This window comes from Streptomyces sp. NPDC059649 (genome assembly GCF_042734445.1).
In the GTDB taxonomy this organism is placed as follows: Bacteria; Actinomycetota; Actinomycetes; order Streptomycetales; family Streptomycetaceae; genus Streptomyces.
The window spans coordinates 60,237-75,788 of sequence record NZ_JBHWDV010000010.1 but is presented as its reverse complement, the minus strand read 5'-3'; the positions used below and the strand labels follow the sequence as shown (position 1 = coordinate 75,788).

12 protein-coding genes and 2 pseudogenes are annotated in these 15,552 nt (G+C 70.1%); 1 reads left to right on the top strand and 13 read right to left on the bottom strand.

Annotated features, from left to right (window positions below):
• Positions 1-84 precede the first annotated feature (84 nt).
• The 4 genes from ACFV1J_RS14495 to bldG form a co-directional block, all read right to left on the bottom strand.
• A complete protein-coding gene (locus tag ACFV1J_RS14495; RefSeq protein ID WP_385857720.1) occupies positions 85-669 on the bottom strand; it encodes a small secreted protein in 585 nt (194 codons plus the stop codon).
• Between the two features lie 218 nt (positions 670-887).
• A complete protein-coding gene (locus ACFV1J_RS14490) occupies positions 888-3,293 on the bottom strand; it encodes a sodium-translocating pyrophosphatase (RefSeq protein WP_385857717.1) in 2,406 nt (801 codons plus the stop codon).
• Positions 3,294-3,920: 627 nt separating this feature from the next.
• Positions 3,921-4,364 carry an ATP-binding protein gene (locus ACFV1J_RS14485; RefSeq protein WP_385857715.1) on the bottom strand — a complete coding sequence of 148 codons (444 nt, stop codon included), beginning with the start codon at positions 4,362-4,364 and terminating at the stop codon, positions 3,921-3,923.
• A gap of 109 nt (positions 4,365-4,473) precedes the next feature.
• Positions 4,474-4,815 carry an anti-sigma factor antagonist BldG gene (gene bldG, locus ACFV1J_RS14480; protein ID WP_004571875.1) on the bottom strand — a complete coding sequence of 114 codons (342 nt, stop codon included), beginning with the start codon at positions 4,813-4,815 and terminating at the stop codon, positions 4,474-4,476.
• A 162-nt stretch (positions 4,816-4,977) separates the two neighbouring features.
• Between bldG and ACFV1J_RS14475 the strand changes: the two genes are divergently transcribed.
• Entirely contained in the window at positions 4,978-7,344 is a 2,367-nt protein-coding gene (locus ACFV1J_RS14475) for a DEAD/DEAH box helicase (protein WP_385857711.1), read from the top strand.
• Between the two features lie 501 nt (positions 7,345-7,845).
• On the opposite strand, the pseudogene ACFV1J_RS14470 reads toward ACFV1J_RS14475, so the two are convergent.
• From ACFV1J_RS14470 to ACFV1J_RS14430, 9 genes and pseudogenes are all read right to left on the bottom strand, one after another.
• Positions 7,846-8,037, bottom strand: a pseudogene (locus ACFV1J_RS14470) (Rv3654c family TadE-like protein); the annotation flags it as partial.
• Positions 8,038-8,092: 55 nt separating this feature from the next.
• On the bottom strand, positions 8,093-8,491 hold the full coding sequence (locus ACFV1J_RS14465; protein WP_385857709.1) for a TadE family type IV pilus minor pilin: 399 nt from the start codon (positions 8,489-8,491) through the stop codon (positions 8,093-8,095).
• Positions 8,478-8,615 carry a DUF4244 domain-containing protein gene (locus tag ACFV1J_RS14460; RefSeq protein ID WP_234326474.1) on the bottom strand — a complete coding sequence of 46 codons (138 nt, stop codon included), beginning with the start codon at positions 8,613-8,615 and terminating at the stop codon, positions 8,478-8,480. The genes ACFV1J_RS14465 and ACFV1J_RS14460 overlap by 14 nt, the downstream gene beginning before the upstream one ends.
• Before the next feature lie 240 nt (positions 8,616-8,855).
• The gene (locus ACFV1J_RS14455) at positions 8,856-9,416 is read right to left on the bottom strand and encodes a type II secretion system F family protein (protein ID WP_385857705.1); all 561 of its coding nucleotides are present in this window, start codon (positions 9,414-9,416) and stop codon (positions 8,856-8,858) included.
• 356 nt (positions 9,417-9,772) lie between these two features.
• Positions 9,773-10,819, bottom strand: a complete 1,047-nt coding sequence (locus ACFV1J_RS14450; RefSeq protein ID WP_385857703.1) for a type II secretion system F family protein — start codon at positions 10,817-10,819, stop codon at positions 9,773-9,775.
• Positions 10,816-11,259: pseudogene (locus ACFV1J_RS14445) on the bottom strand (ATPase, T2SS/T4P/T4SS family); the annotation flags it as partial. The gene ACFV1J_RS14450 and the pseudogene ACFV1J_RS14445, both read right to left, overlap by 4 nt.
• Before the next feature lie 249 nt (positions 11,260-11,508).
• Positions 11,509-13,674 (bottom strand): hypothetical protein, encoded by a 2,166-nt coding sequence (locus ACFV1J_RS14440; protein WP_385857700.1) that lies wholly within the window; start codon positions 13,672-13,674, stop codon positions 11,509-11,511.
• A gap of 208 nt (positions 13,675-13,882) precedes the next feature.
• Positions 13,883-14,425 carry an NUDIX hydrolase gene (locus ACFV1J_RS14435; RefSeq protein WP_385857698.1) on the bottom strand — a complete coding sequence of 181 codons (543 nt, stop codon included), beginning with the start codon at positions 14,423-14,425 and terminating at the stop codon, positions 13,883-13,885.
• Positions 14,426-14,430: 5 nt separating this feature from the next.
• Positions 14,431-15,552: an adenosylhomocysteinase gene (locus ACFV1J_RS14430; RefSeq protein ID WP_385857695.1), complete on the bottom strand. Its 1,122-nt coding sequence runs from the start codon at positions 15,550-15,552 to the stop codon at positions 14,431-14,433.

The window sequence follows — 15,552 nt, the reverse complement described above, 5'->3', positions numbered from 1 at the left end:
TGCTGCCACTGACAATCGGCGCCGGCCCGGCGGCACGCCCTTCCCGGGCGCGTCGCCGGGCCGGCGGAAGGCCCTGCGGAGGCGTTACGACTTCTTGGACGGCGTGGGCACCGGGGACCCGGACGCGGCCTGGTTCTGACAGCCCTTCTGCTTCGCCATCGCGGCGCCGACGTCACCGGCCTCCAGGTTCTTGAAGGCGGCCTCGCTCTGCTTGTTGAGCTTGTTGATGCCGTTGGACAGGTCGCGCAGCCCGTCGGCGAACTTGAGCTTGTCCGAGGTGTCGAGGTTGTTGACCTGCTTCTGCAGGTCCGCGTAGCCCTTGGAGAGCGAGTTGAGTTCCTTGACCGCGTTCTCCTGCGCCTGCTTGCCCTGGTCGGTGGGCGGCGGACCGGCCTGCTGCAGGGACTTGGCCAGTGAGGCGTACGCCTGCGAAATCTTCTGGAAGGCCGCCGAGTCGGTCTGCTGGACCGTCTTGGAGTTCGCGCTGGCGTTGTCCGCCTTCTGCATGGCGGCGTTGGCGTCCTGGATCTGCTTGAACGGAGCCTGCGCGGGGTCGCAGAAACTCTTCGCCCAGTCGTTGAGCTTCTTGCTGTTGTCCTCGCTGCAGCCGGTCAGCGCGAGCATCAGTGCCGCCCCGCCGGACAGTGCAGCCACAAGCTTCTTGTTCACCGGATTGGTCCCTTCCATGGCTCTCGGCCCCGGAACATACACGTCCGAACGCCCTGGTCCCCGGGTCGGGCATCCGGCCCCGCCCTCATTGCAGCCATTTGCACCAAGGAGCACAGGGCCACCCGGGCAGACCGAGGGCGGGTGGCCGGCGCCTGCAAAATGCGCCGGCCACCCGCCCAGTTGAGCGGTCCGCGAGCCCTTCCGACGGTCGGTTCCGGTTAGGACGCCACCGCCGTCTCGGCCGACTTGGCGACGCCGTCGGGCTCCGCGGAGTTGCCTTCGTCACCCACGGCGATCCCGCGCCGCTTGGAGGCGTACACGGCGCCGATGATGACGGCGAGGGCCAGTGCGGCCGCCGCGATCCGGATGCCGATGTTCTTGTCCTCGCCGTATGAGAACTTCACCACAGCGGGCGCGATCAGCAGCGCCACCAGGTTCATCACCTTCAGCAGCGGGTTGATCGCCGGTCCTGCGGTGTCCTTGAACGGGTCTCCTACGGTGTCACCGATGACGGTGGCGGCGTGTGCCTCGCTGCCCTTGCCGCCGTGGTGGCCGTCCTCGACCAGCTTCTTGGCGTTGTCCCAGGCGCCACCGGAGTTGGCGAGGAAGACCGCCATCAGGGTGCCGGTGCCGATCGCCCCGGCCAGGAACGAGCCCAGCGCGCCCACGCCCAGCGCGAAGCCGACCGCGATCGGGGTGAGCACCGCCAGCAGGCCCGGTGTGGCCAGCTCGCGCAGCGCGTCCTTGGTGCAGATGTCGACCACCCGCCCGTACTCGGGGGTCTGGGTGTAGTCCATGATCCCGGGCTTCTCCCGGAACTGCCGGCGCACCTCGAAGACCACCGCTCCCGCCGACCGCGAAACGGCGTTGATCGCCAGCCCGGAGAACAGGAAGACGACCGAGGCCCCGAGGACCAGCCCGACCAGGTTGTTGGGCTGTGAGATGTCCAGGCTGAGCCCCATACCGCCGGCCGCCCGGCCGATGCCGCGCACGGCGGTGGCGATCGCGTCCCGGTAGGAGCCGAAGAGCGCGGAGGCGGCCAGTACGGCGGTCGCGATGGCGATGCCCTTGGTGATGGCCTTGGTGGTGTTGCCGACCGCGTCCAGGTCGGTCAGCACCTGCGCGCCGTCCCCGGAGACGTCGCCGGACATCTCGGCGATGCCCTGGGCGTTGTCGGAGACCGGTCCGAAGGTGTCCATCGCCACGATCACGCCGACCGTGGTCAGCAGACCGGTGCCGGCCAGCGCCACCGCGAACAGCGCCAGCGTGATGGACGCGCCGCCCAGCAGGAACGCCCCGTAGACGGCCAGGCCGATCAGCACCGCCGAGTAGACGGCCGACTCCAGGCCGACCGAGATGCCGGAGAGGACGACGGTGGCCGGGCCGGTCAGCGAGGTCTTGCCGATGTCCCGTACCGGGCGCCGGGTGGTCTCGGTGAAGTAGCCGGTCAGCTGCTGGATCAGCGCGGCGAGCACGATGCCGATGGCGACCGCGACCAGGGCCAGCATCCGCGGGTCACCGCTGTGGCCCAGGACCAGGGGGTCGCTGACGCCGGTCAGATCGCGGTAGCTGGACGGCAGGTAGGTGAAGACCGCGGCGGCCACCAGGACCAGCGAGATGCCCGCGGAGATGAAGAAGCCGCGGTTGATGGCGGTCATTCCGCTGCGGTCCCGGCGCCGCGGCGCGACGACGAAGATGCCGATCATCGCGGTGAGTACGCCGATGGCCGGCACCAGTAGCGGGAAGGCCAGGCCCGCGTCCCCGAAGGCCGCGGTGCCCAGGATGAGGGCGGCGACCAGGGTGACCGCGTACGACTCGAAGAGGTCGGCGGCCATACCGGCGCAGTCACCGACGTTGTCGCCGACGTTGTCCGCGATGGTCGCGGCGTTGCGCGGGTCGTCCTCGGGGATGCCCTTCTCGACCTTGCCGACGAGGTCGGCGCCGACGTCGGCGGCCTTGGTGAAGATGCCGCCGCCGACCCTCATGAACATCGCGATCAGCGCGGCGCCGAGACCGAAGCCCTCCAGCACCTTCGGCGCGTCGACCGCGTAGACGAGGACCACACAGGACGCACCGAGCAGACCGAGTCCCACAGTGAACATGCCGACCACACCACCGGTGCGGAAAGCGATCTTCATCGCCTTGTGGGATACCGCCGTAAGATCCTTTTCCCGGGATTCGCCCTCGGCCGGAGTGGCCTCCCGGGCGGCCGCCGCCACACGCACATTGCTGCGCACCGCGAGCCACATGCCGATATAGCCGGTGGCCGCCGAGAATGCCGCGCCGATCAAGAAGAAGGCACTGCGTCCGGCGCGCTGCGACCAGTTATCCGCGGGCAGCAGCATGAGCAGGAAGAACACCACGACCGCGAATACGCCGAGGGTCCGCAACTGCCGTGCCAGGTAGGCATTTGCGCCTTCCTGCACCGCCGCCGCGATCTTCTTCATACTGTCGGTTCCCTCGCCGGCCGCGAGCACTTGGCGGACCAGCACCGCCGCGACGGCCAGCGCCGCCAGCGCCACCACGGCGATCACCAGCACGATGCCGCGGTTGCCCGCGGTCAGTGACGGCCCGGCCAGAAAAGAGGGGGTGTCAAGCAACTGAGGGGTGTAAGGCCCCGCCATTCGTCCTCCTTGACGTTTGGCACATGGGCGCGCGGAAGCACGCTCAGGCGTCCTGAGCAAGAGATGTGGACGGATTGTAGGGAGCCCCGGTTGATCAAAACAGGGCGCCTCAAAGGGAATTCGCCGGTAGTCGCGAAGATCAAAAGGCAGACGGCGCCCGGAATTCGCCCGGACGAAGGAATGCACCGAATTCACTGACAGCTGGCAGATGATCTCTTCGTCGTACTGATCACCGCTTGATCACGCATTGATCGCCGCTGCTCAAGGACGCCGCCCCGGCGGTTGGGCCATATGGGGCACAGGTGACCCCGGAGAGAATTGAGCCGCCCGGCCGCGGCCGAACGGGTGACCCACCACCCACAGCCGTCTCTCTGCCTACCTGTGCGGGCCCATGAGGACCTGTCAGATCGAGTCCGGATCGCAACGAATGAGGGGGCGGTGGCGGCTCCATGGTCAGGCCGCAGAGCAGCGCCCCAGGACACGGCATGAAGACGGCAGACACCCGGTACGGGTACGGGAACGGGCGGTACGCGCCAGCGGCTGCGGCTGCGGCTGCGGCTGCGGCTGCGGTACGCGTATCGGCTCTCGGTACGGGTACGCGCTATGGCGGGGCAGCTGTCGGCCCGGCTACGAGATCGTTGCCGTCGTCGTCGTGGGCCAGCTCATGCGGATCATGCCGCCCTCTTCACCGGCGGTCACCTCGACGTCGTCGACCAGCCCGCTGATGACCGCGAGGCCCATCTCGTCCTCGCCCTCGGCGTCGCTCTCCGCGGCGCCCTCGGCCGCGCCGGCACCCCCGGCACCCGCCGCGGAGGTCCCGCCGGGCACGCCGTCGCCGACCTCGATCGAGAACTTCTTCTCGTCCTCGATCAGCAGCACCCGCACCGGCGACGCGATGTCATGGCTCTCGTGCAGCCCCACGGCCCGGCTGCAGGCCTCGCCGACCGCGAGCCGCACCTCGTCCAGGACGGCCTCGTCCACCCCGGCCCGCCGTGCCACGGCAGCCGCGACCAGTCGCGCGGTGCGGACGTGCTCGGGAAGGGCGCTGAAACGGAGTTCGACGGTGGCCATGCCATCCCCCTCGATATGCGGGCGTGCGACGCAGGGGGCCGGACACCCGTCCGGTACCCCCCACTCCTTCCTCCCCCCGCGCCTGTCGGCGCGGGGGTCCGGTAAGCCGTCAGTCAGTGGCTGCGACGGCTTCGTCGACCGAGGTGTGAATCGGGAACACCTTGGTCAGACCGGTGATACGGAAGATCTTGAGAATGCGCTCCTGGTTGCAGACCAGGCGCAGCGAGCCCTCATGGGCGCGCACCCGCTTGAGTCCGCCGACCAGGACGCCGAGCCCAGTGGAGTCGAGGAAGTCGACACGTTCCATGTCCACCACGAGGTGGTAGCTTCCGTCGTTCACAAGCTCGACCAGCTGCTCTCGCAGCTTGGGCGCGGTGTATACATCAATCTCGCCACCGACCTCGACGACCGTACGGTCGCCAACGGTCCGGGTCGACAGGGACAGGTCCACGGATCCTCCAGCACCTTGCTATCGAGCGGTCGCCCCCCTGGGGCCTCCCCACCGAAGGTAGGGGCGGATCTGGCAGCCGCGATGGCATTCAATCACTTACCAGCAGGCGTGCACGACGCCCTTTGAGCATTGTCCGTCACTCCGGTGACACACTCGGTGCCGATGGCCTCCAATCGACTCCCGCCGGATGCGGGCGCGCGCCCTTCCCCAGGCATGATTCTTCAACGTCTCGCCCGGGGCGCGACCCGCGCTGCGCGCATCACTCATACGGAGCACTTGCCCCCGCGCATCGGCAGCCATGCCGACTGGCCCGATCGGATCCGGCCGGAAGTGATCGACGCGATCCGTTCGTCCGGAATCGAGCGTCCCTGGGCCCACCAGGCACGGACGTCCGAACACGCCTTGCGCGGCGAGTCGGTCGTGGTGGCCACCGGCACCGCCTCGGGCAAGTCCCTGGCCTATCTCGCGCCGGTCCTCTCCACCCTCCTGGACGGCTCCGAGGCGCCCAACGGCCGGGGCACCACGGCCCTGTATCTGGCCCCGACGAAGGCCCTGGCCGCCGACCAGCGGCGTGCCGTACGCGAGCTGGCCGCCCCGCTGGGCACCGCCGTCCGGCCCGCGGTCTACGACGGCGACACCCCCGTCGAGGAGCGCGAGTGGGTCCGCCAGTACGCGAACTACGTGCTGACCAACCCCGACATGCTGCACCGCGGCATCCTGCCGTCGCACCCCCGCTGGTCCTCCTTCCTGCGCGCGCTGCGCTATGTCGTCATCGACGAGTGCCACACCTACCGCGGCGTCTTCGGCTCGCACGTCGCCCAGGTGATCCGCCGGCTGCGCCGGGTCTGCGCCCGTTACGGCTCCGAGCCGGTCTTCCTGCTCGCCTCCGCCACGGCCGCCGAGCCGGCCGGGGCGGCGACCCGGCTGACCGGTCTGCCCGTGGTGGAGATCACCGAGGACACCTCGCCGCGCGGCGAGTTGGTCTTCGCGCTCTGGGAGCCGCCGCTGACCGAGCTGCACGGCGAACAGGGCGCACCGGTGCGCCGCACGGCCACCGCCGAGACCGCCGATCTGCTCACCGACCTCGCCGTCCAGGGCGTGCGCACGGTCGCCTTCGTACGCTCCCGGCGCGGCGCGGAACTGATCGCGCTGATCGCCCAGGAACGCCTCGCGGAGGTGGACCGTTCGCTGCCCGCGCGGATCGCCGCCTACCGGGGCGGCTATCTGCCCGAGGAGCGCCGCGCCCTGGAACGCGCCCTGCACAGCGGCGCGCTGCTGGGCCTGGCCGCCACCACGGCGCTGGAGCTGGGCGTGGACGTCTCCGGCCTGGACGCCGTGGTCATCGCGGGCTATCCGGGGACCCGTGCGTCCCTGTGGCAGCAGGCCGGCCGGGCCGGCCGGGCCGGGCAGGGCGCGCTGGCGGTGCTCGTGGCCCGCGACGACCCGCTGGACACCTATCTCGTCCACCACCCCGAGGCGCTCTTCGACCAGCCCGTCGAGTCGACCGTCCTCGACCCCGACAACCCCTACGTACTGGCCCCGCACCTGTGCGCCGCCGCCGCGGAACTCCCGCTCACCGCCGATGACTTCCCGCTCTTCGGGCCCGCGGCCGAAGGGCTGATGCCGCAGCTGGAGGCCGCGGCCCTGCTGCGGCGGCGCGCCACCGCCTGGCACTGGACGCGCCGCGAACGGGCCGCCGATCTCACCGACATCCGCGGCCAGGGCGGGTCGCCGGTGCAGGTCGTGGAGGCCGGGACCGGGCGGCTGCTGGGGACCGTGGACGCCGCCGCCTCGCACACCACCGTGCACGACGGCGCGGTCCACCTCCATCAGGGCCGTACGTACGTCGTGCGCCACCTCGACCTGGACGACGACGTCGCGCTGGTCGAGGAGGCCAGCCCGCCGTATTCCACGACGGCCCGCGACACCACGGCCATCTCCATCCTGGAGACGGACACCGAGGTCCCCTGGGGGGACGCGCGGCTGTGCTTCGGCTCCGTGGAGGTCACCAACCAGGTCGTGTCCTACCTGCGCCGCAAGCTCATCACCGGCGAGGTCCTGGGCGAGACCAAACTCGATCTGCCGCCGCGCACGCTGCGCACCCGCGCGGTGTGGTGGACGGTCACCGAGGACCAGCTCGACGCCGCGCGCGTCGGCCCCCCGCAGCTCGGCGGCGCGCTGCACGCCGCGGAGCACGCCTCCATCGGCATGCTGCCGCTCTTCGCCACCTGCGACCGCTGGGACATCGGCGGGGTGTCCGTCCCGCTGCACCCGGACACCCTGCTGCCGACCGTGTTCGTCTACGACGGCCACCCGGGCGGCGCGGGCTTCGCCGAACGCGCCTTCCACACCGCCGCCGACTGGCTCGCCGCCACCCGAAGCGCCATCGCCTCCTGCGAGTGCGACGCCGGCTGCCCGTCCTGCATCCAGTCCCCGAAATGCGGCAACGGCAACGATCCCCTCCACAAACGCGGCGCCATCCGCCTGCTGGGCGAACTGCTGCGGGGGGCGCCGAAGACGCCCGCATGAGGGACGTACCGGGAGCGGGAGGCGGGCGGGGGCCGTGCTTCGTGCCGCCCGGTGGCTGGTGAGCGTGGCTTGCGCCGCCGTCCGCACGGCAGACGTCCGTGCCCCAGGTGCCCCCCTGCGGGCAGGGGGCGCGCCCTCCGCTGCCCTATGAGCGGCAGGGGGTGGCCTGCGCGGGGCAGGGGATGCCCCGCGAGCGGCTGCCGATGCCCTGCGCACGGCAGGCAGTGCCCTGCGCGCGTCCGGGCGGGCGACGGAGGGCCTTGGTGCCGCCGTACGGGTAGCGGAGGGCCTTGGTGCCGCCGTACGGGCAACGGACGTCCCTTGTGCTGCCGTACGGGCAGCGGAGGGCCTTGTGCCTCCCGTAGAGCGCCCTGTGCTTCCGGTACGGGCAAGGGACGTCCTTTGGGCCGACGTACGGGCAGCGGTGGGCCCTGGTGCCGCCGGTCCGGCGCGGGCGCGTGACCGGGAGGTGAAGGGTGCGCTGCCTGCCTCGACCGAGACGTCCGCCACCGCGCCGGACAGCGCGCAGCGCACCAGCCGCGTGTGCTGCGCCGCCGCCACCCGGCCCGCCGCCGCACAGGCTGCGGCCGGGCCCCGTACGGCGCGGTCCGCGGCCGCCAGTGCGGCCAGGTCGGCGGCGCCGCCCGCCCGGTGGCGTGCCGTGACGGCCTGGCCCAGCCCCATCAGGGCCACGAAGACCGCGCACAGCGCCGCGGCAGCGAAGACCGTGCAGACCGTCGCCGAGCCCTCATCGCCCCACCGTTTCCTCCGCAAGAGCCGCCGCCTCCCCTCCGACACGTACCGTCAGTTCCCCGACACCGGGCAGCGCGGCCTCGACCCGCACCCGCACCAGATCGCCCTCCCGGGCCAGCGCCACCCGCGCGCCCCGGGGCGCCACGCGGCGCGCGGCCGCGAGCACCGCCGTCCGCGGTTCCGACCGCGCCGCCGCCCGAGCCCCGGCCCGCGCCGCATCCACGCACTCGATGCGGGCACAGGCGGCCATCAGCCCCCAGATGAGCACCGCCACGACCACCACCAGCACCGGCAGCACCAGAGCCGTCTCCGCTGTCACCGAGCCTGCGTCGCGGGCCCTCCGCGGGGCCGCGCGGGCCCCGCGGAGCGTCCTTGCGCCGTCACGACGGTGCATGGAGCGCCTGCTCGATCAAGGACCGCAGTGCCGCACGCACCGTGCCGCTCGTGATGAGCCGGTAGAACACCACGGCCAGCGCACAGGCCGCGAGCGTGACGATCGCGTACTCGGCCGTCGCCATCCCGCGGTCATCGGCCGCCCTCCTACGCAGCCGCTTCCTCCATCGCCGGAACATTCCAACCCCCGTTCCCCGGCCGCCTCCCGGCCGGTCGTTGTCGTTGTCGTTGTCGTTGTTGGTGTCGTTGTTGGTGTCGTTGTTGTCTGAGTCGTTGTGGGTGTCTGGGTTGTTGTCGTTGTTGGTGTTGTTGTTCGGCGGCGTCGTCTCACGTAGCCGCTAGCCGCTACTCGTCAGCCCTCGCGGTCAGTTGCGCCCCAGCAGGCCGTCCGCCAGCCCGATGAGCACCGGTGCCACCCCGAGCAGGAGGAACGCCGGGAGAAAGCACCCGGCGAGCGGGAGAGTGACCAGCACGCCGGCTCGGCGGGCCCGGGCGGCCGCGGCTCTGTCCCGTTCGGCGCGTAGTTCAGCGGCGATCCGGGACGCGGACTCCACCGCCGGTACGCCGGATATCCCGGCGCGCTCCATACAGCGGGCGAGTTCCTCGGCGCCGGGCAGTGCGGCCAATCGCCGCCATACGACGGCCGGTTCGCCGCCCAGTCGCAGCTCCGCCGCCACTTGCCGAAGTCGTTCGGCCACCGGCCCGTCGAGGGACCGGCCGACCGCTTCCGCCGCTTCCCGGGGCCCGGCTCCCGCTGCCAGACAGGCGGCCAACAGGTCGCCCGCCGGCGCCAGTTGCCGGTGCACCTCCTCGGCCGCCGACCGTGCGGCCTGCGTCTCCCGATGGCGCGCCAGCCTGCGGTGCGCGACGAAACCCGCGACGAGTCCCGCCAGGACGCCCGCCGCCCCGCCGGTGAGGAGGGCCACGAAGACCGCGGCCCCCAGCGGCCCGGCCCATCTCGCCGACCCGCCGACTCCAACTGGACGGTTTCGGGCTTTCGCTCGCGGAGGACGTACCCGCCATACAGGACCCAACAGCCTGCGCGACCAGCCGGGCCCGCCGCCGGTGCCATGATCGCCGCCCCTGTCCGGCCCGCGGCCCAGGACCGCCGCCACCCGTCTCCCTACGGCCCGGCGGCGACGCACCTCGTCCAGCGCCGCCATGGCGCACCCCGTCGCCATCGCGCACAGCACCGCCGTGGTGACAGCCGCCACGACGACCGCCGTCATCCCCACCCTGTGGACAACGTCCGCGACGCCGACCCCTACGCCCATCACTGCACTCACGAGATGTCCCTTCTGCGCACGTTCCGTACGCCCGCGCCTTCGTTCTCCACTCCCGCGCCGTCCGCGCCGTCCCCGCCATCCGCACCGTCCGCGCCGTCCCTGCTGGCCACGCCGTCCGTGGCCGCCACGCCCTCCGCGCCTTCCGCTTCCGCGACGATCCGGGCCGTCCACACCACCCCGCCCCACTCCAGGAGCCCGCCGAGTACCAAGCAGCCCCAGCCGGCCGGGGAGTGCAGCAACACGCCCAGAGGGTCGGCGCCCAGGGCGGTGCCCAGCAGGAGGCCGCCCACCGGGAGCAGCGCGAGCATCAGCGCGGTCGTTCGGGGCCCGGCCAACTGGGCCCGCAGTTCCTCGCCCAACTCGCGGCGGGCGCGGAGCCCGGCCGCGATCCGCTCCAGTCCGGAGGCCAGGCCCGCACCGCCCTCGACCGCCACCTGCCAGCACGCCGCCACCGCGGTCAGCCCCTCGGCCCCGGGCTGCCGTGCCGCGGCCCGTAGCGCCCGGGTCACGTCCCCGCCGTAGCGGGCGGCCGCGGCCGCCGCCCGGCCCGCCGCGCCCAGTGCCGGTGGTGCCCCCGCGGCATACAGCGCCTGGGCCGGCTGCCGGCCGGTCCGCAGCTCCCCCGCCACCGCCGCGCACAGCCCGATCACCGCCGCGGTCCGCCGCTCGCGCGCTCGTCCCGCCCGACGGCCGGCGAGCCACCGCCGGACGAGGTGGGCCGCCACCGGTGTCGCGAGCACCGGTAGTACGGACCCACCCAGCACACCCAGCGCCAGCCCGGCCGGCAGACACCACAGCTCCCGTCCGATGTCGGCCCGGCGCCCGAGGCGCCATCGCCGTTCCCCGTCGGTCACCCGTCCCGCGCACCATGTGCGCACCTCCCGCAGCCACCGGGCCTGCCCCTGGGCGACCCGGTCGCCCGCCTCGCCGCCGAGGATCGCCCGGGCCCGCCGCCGTACCTCCTCCCGTCTCCCGGCCGCCAGCCGGGCCGCGGCCCCCGCGCACATCACCGCGCCCACCAGCGCGACCCCGGCGCCATTCATGGCCACTCGCCTCCGCCGCGCTCGCACAGGCGGCGCAACCGGTCCCAGCCGGGGGCCGGTTGGAAGCCGTCCGGGCTCCAGACGGCCGCCGGGACGGTCGCCACGCAGCCGTCGCGATGGCGCTCGAGGACATGGACCTCGGCGATCCGGCGGCGGCCGGTACGGTCACGTACGAGGTGGAGAACGACGGAGAGCGCGGCCGCCAACTGGCTGTGCAGCGCCGCCCGGTCCAGGCCCGCGGTCGAACCGAGGGCCTCCAGGCGCGCGGGGACATCGCAGGCGGCGTTGGCATGGACCGTGCCGCAGCCCCCCTCATGGCCGGTGTTGAGGGCGGCCAGCAGGTCCGTGACCTCCGCGCCCCGCACCTCGCCCACCACCAGCCGGTCCGGCCGCATCCGCAGCGCCTGGCGTACGAGATCCCGCAGCGTCACCCGTCCCGCATTAGGAACAGTTCACCTGTCTCAGCCGCCCACCCGTCTCAGCAGGCCGGAGAACCAGCGTTCCGCCTGTTCAGCCTGTGAGCCGCGGATGTGTCTCAGAGGCATACATGCATTGTTATGAGTTCGTGACCATTGGTCCACGCTGGCCACGCTGTTGGCGACCGCCCGACTGGCGCGCGGTCGCACGGCCGAAGAGCCGGCCGGAAGGTGGTCCGCAGATAACGGGCGAAGCAACTAAGCAGCATCGAGCTAATGGTTACGAGACCTCGGGCGCCCACCCCGGGCCTTACGCTCTTTACGGGATTGGATAATTGCTTCCCGGTGCTCAGCCTGGCCCGGACGCAACTGTCGTTCGTCCAATATCAACAGGTCGAGGTCATGGTTGGCACAAAGCCGCTCCGCTTTCTCCCTAATCTCGCGTGGCATGGTGTCAACGGATGCTATGAGATGGATATCTACACCCAAGCGACGGCTGATTTCAACATCTTTCTCTAGCTGGGTGTCATTGAAGTCGCTAGCTTGGGTTTTGACTTCTCCAGCAAGGATCTTCCCGCCCCAGATTCCGTATATATCGCTCTCCAATTGCTTCCCTCCCCCAAAGTGGAGGTTGACACCCGGCAGGAACGAGGAGTGGGGGTGCTCGCCGATCAAGTACTCGACGACGAGAAGGTGGGGGAGGGTGCCAAGGTCGCTGGCGCGGTCGATATAAGAGTTCAGGCGGTAGTGAAGGGCAACGGCTTTCCCGTTCTCACGTACATACCGCGATGGTGCTGAGCATCCCGGGCATTGGGCCACACCTGCGACATCCGAAAGGGGAACGAAGCTCTTGACCTTGCATTGGGAGCAAATGATTCCCAAGCCACGCTCGACCCAGCCCTCCTCGCAAGCCCGCTCCAGGGCGGGAACCAGAGAATCTGCCCCCAGACCCGTAATGATGTCTTGCGGCATCCTGAAGACACGTTCAGCACGTCCGCCCCAGTCGCCGGCGAGCGCCCTCAGTGCCTCATTATCACGCACTTCGCCCGCAAGCTCTTTGAAGCGCTTGACCAGATGGTCGGATCGTGGGGTGGTCAGGCCGACCAGTGCTTCATAGACATGAAGTTCCAGCAAGGGGTTAATTCCAGTTGGCGCGCCCACTCCTGTAGCCAACCGACCCTTGTCTGACAGCTCCCAACGCTCTGTCGACGCGTCCAACAACGCAGACAGAACCTCCCGAAGCTGAGGAATCCTCAGTTCAAACCGGAACCGCGAAACGGCGTTAACTTGAAGCTGCAGTCTGTCCCGGTTCCACGTGGCGGTGCGAAGGATCAACTGGGCGACTTCCGGGCGACGAGGGAGCCCGTCGAATGCCTCGCTCGTCAGCCGAAGCAGTGCCGACCCGCTCCCCAGAAACCGGACTGGAGGCTCAAAGTCGAGGACGGTTCTATCGGCATAGACGTGCACGTCGAGCGACGTCCTTTTCCCCCATGGCACCTCGCCCACAAGCCATTGCGGCTGTAGGTTCGTCGTGTACGTCGGATGCGGACACGGCCTTGCTAGCCGGCCAACAGCCCCCCGAGCGTCTGTAGCAGTAAGACCGAGGACCTCAGCCATCCTCTCTAGCTCGTCGTCAGACAGGTTTGGAGCATTGAGCCACACTGTCGGGATACTGCCTACCCTCGCCAGGGCTCTGGCCACCTGTTGTCCGAAGCCGGCCCAACCGTCTACGCCGTGGCGAGGCAAGAGCATCACCGGCACTTGGTCAAGGAAGGGCTGCACGGCTCGGGCGTTCCAGAATGCGATGCACTGGGACACGTCGTCTGCATCTGACACCACGATCACGGCGGGGCCAAACAAGAAACGAGTTTGAAATCGGAACCGCCCAACAAGCTGCTGCTTAGTTTGCGCAAGCAGCGTGCTGCCGCGAAGTTGCGCTTCGGCTATCTCAACATCGCCGCGAAAAGGCGGCCGCGGAATCACCGAAGGCTTTCCATCACTCCTCGTTTCGACCCGCCCGCGCACGCCGGGCCGCCCCACAGTCATCTGCATCTGAGCTCGCAATAGGTCCTCGGGGGAGAGGTCTCCGGCCACCGCAACCTGCCAGAGTGGAGCGTCTTCATCGGCGATCAGTGTGGGCTCGTTCCGCAGCATCACCGAGGCTGGAGGGCATGTGAGTTGGCTGACGGTTTCGTTGTTGATGTGTGCCAACGGAACCAACGGCAACCTCACAGCATGCGCCACGCGCTGCGCGCGGTCCTCCGCCACGTTGACGTTCACAACTGCGTCGATGCCCATCTGCGTGGTGAGCGCGTCCATGTCCTCCGGCGTCTGTCCATCAGGCGCCACAGGAAAAATGAGTTCGGTGATACCGCCCCACCGAACACTCGCCTGCCGCACTGCGGCGCGGAAACCGTCAGCACTGCCCTCGTCGATCAAGTAGGCGACCCTGGCTGGCACAACTGTTGCCGATACGCCAAATTGTCCGAAATATTCTCTACGCTTCACAGCCACCTCACTTGCCCGACGGCGCGTCAACTGCAGGTTCCCGTATAAGGACGGCCTCGCGTGCGAAAAGAGGAGGATCTGGCCCTTTGCAGTGTTGGGTGCCCTGACCGGTGACGGGAAGGGCACCCAACACGCCCGGTCAGCAAAGGGCGTCGGCGGCGCGGTGTCGTAGGCGTTCGTCGCTGAGTGTGTCGAGGAGGCGCCAGGAGGCGTCGGTGACCTCTTCGGTCTGCAGCTGTCCGATGTCGGTGGTGGTGCGGAAGAGGAACCGGAAGTCGATGTGTTGGTGGGCGGCTTCCCCCTTGGCTTCGTTGGCGGGGATGGGGTGGATGTCGATGTGGACGGGCCGGTGGCCGACGGCGGTGACGGCGTCGGCGGGGATCCCAGTCTCCTCGGTGAGTTCCCTCAGGGCAGCCTCCAGCAGCGCGTCGTCCGCGGGTTCCAGGTGGCCGCCGGGCAGGAGCCACTTGTCCAGGGCGAGGTGGTGGATGTGCAGGATGCGCCCGACCGGGTCGGCGAGGATGGCGCCGGCGGTCGCGTGGCCGCGGAACTCCTTGCGGGAGGTGAGGTCGGCTCCGGTGTCCAGGAGTTCGAAGGCCTGGGCCAGTTCGGGCTTCTCGTCGGGGTGTTCGTCGAGGTAGGCGGTCAGGGTGGTGCGGATGTGGGCTTCTGTGATGGCCATGGTGATCACCTGTTGAAGTAGGAGAGCCAGGTTGCCGCGATGGCGGCTCGGTCGTCCGCGTTGGCCTCGTGCATGCCGGGGGCGAGGTCTCCGCGGGTGAGCATCCTGATCCCGGCGAGGATTTCGGCCTGGACCAGGAAGATGAACGGCCCAACGCTGGCGCCGTGCAGGAAGTTGACGGCGTTGCCGCCGTTCGCCAGATAGAAGTAGTGGCCGGTGGTCTGGTAGCGGGTGACGTGGTCGCCGACCGTGGTGCGGGTGTAGACGTCCGGCAGGCCGCTGAGCTCTAGTTCGTCCTCGCTTGAGGTGACGGTGGCGACGTAGGCGCCGTTGCGCAGGTGGGGGAAGTCCTCGCCGTGCAGCGAGACCGCGCCGGTCGCGCAGAGCACCAGGCCGGCCCCCTTGAGTGCGTCCTCCCGGTCGCGGGCGACAGTGAAACCCTGGGACAGGGCCTGGGTGCGGCGGACGGGGTCGATGTCGTGGACGGTGACCTGGACTCCCTTGGCGTGCAGGAGGCGGGCGATGGAGCTGCCCAGTTTGCCGAAGCCGATCACCAGGGCGGGGCGGCCGTGGAGGATGTCGCCGCGTCCGCGCATGACGGCCTCGGTGGAGAAGACCACGGACTGCCCGACCAGGAAGTCCTCGGGGTCCTTGAGGGGTGAGCGGGCGACCGAGATGACCGGGCAGGGCAGTTTGTCGAGGTCCTCGTAGCGGCGGTGGCCGTTCTCGGTGTCCTCGATCACTCCGAGGATCTGCCCGGAGAAGCGGGAGTGCAGCTCGGCGAGGGCGGGGGCGAAGTAGCCGCCGACGTCGAGCAGCACGACGGGCTCGCCGGCGGCGCGGGACTCGAAGTAGTCCAGTGCGGTGTCGGGGTCGGCGAACAGCTCGCGGGAGAGCGTGTCAACCGGGATGGTCTGCTCAACCTCGCGCTGGGCGGCGGGGGTGATGGACTTCGGCTTGGGCAGGACCGCCCGCAGGCGGCTCATCGCGGCGACCGCGCGGACGAAGCCGGGACGCTCGGGCAGGAGGTGAGTCACCAGGAATGAGGTGACCTGGTCGGTGGGGGCGAACTGGGCGGCGATCTTGGCGAAGTAGGCGTCCAGCCGGGCGCGTTCGAAGGATTCCAT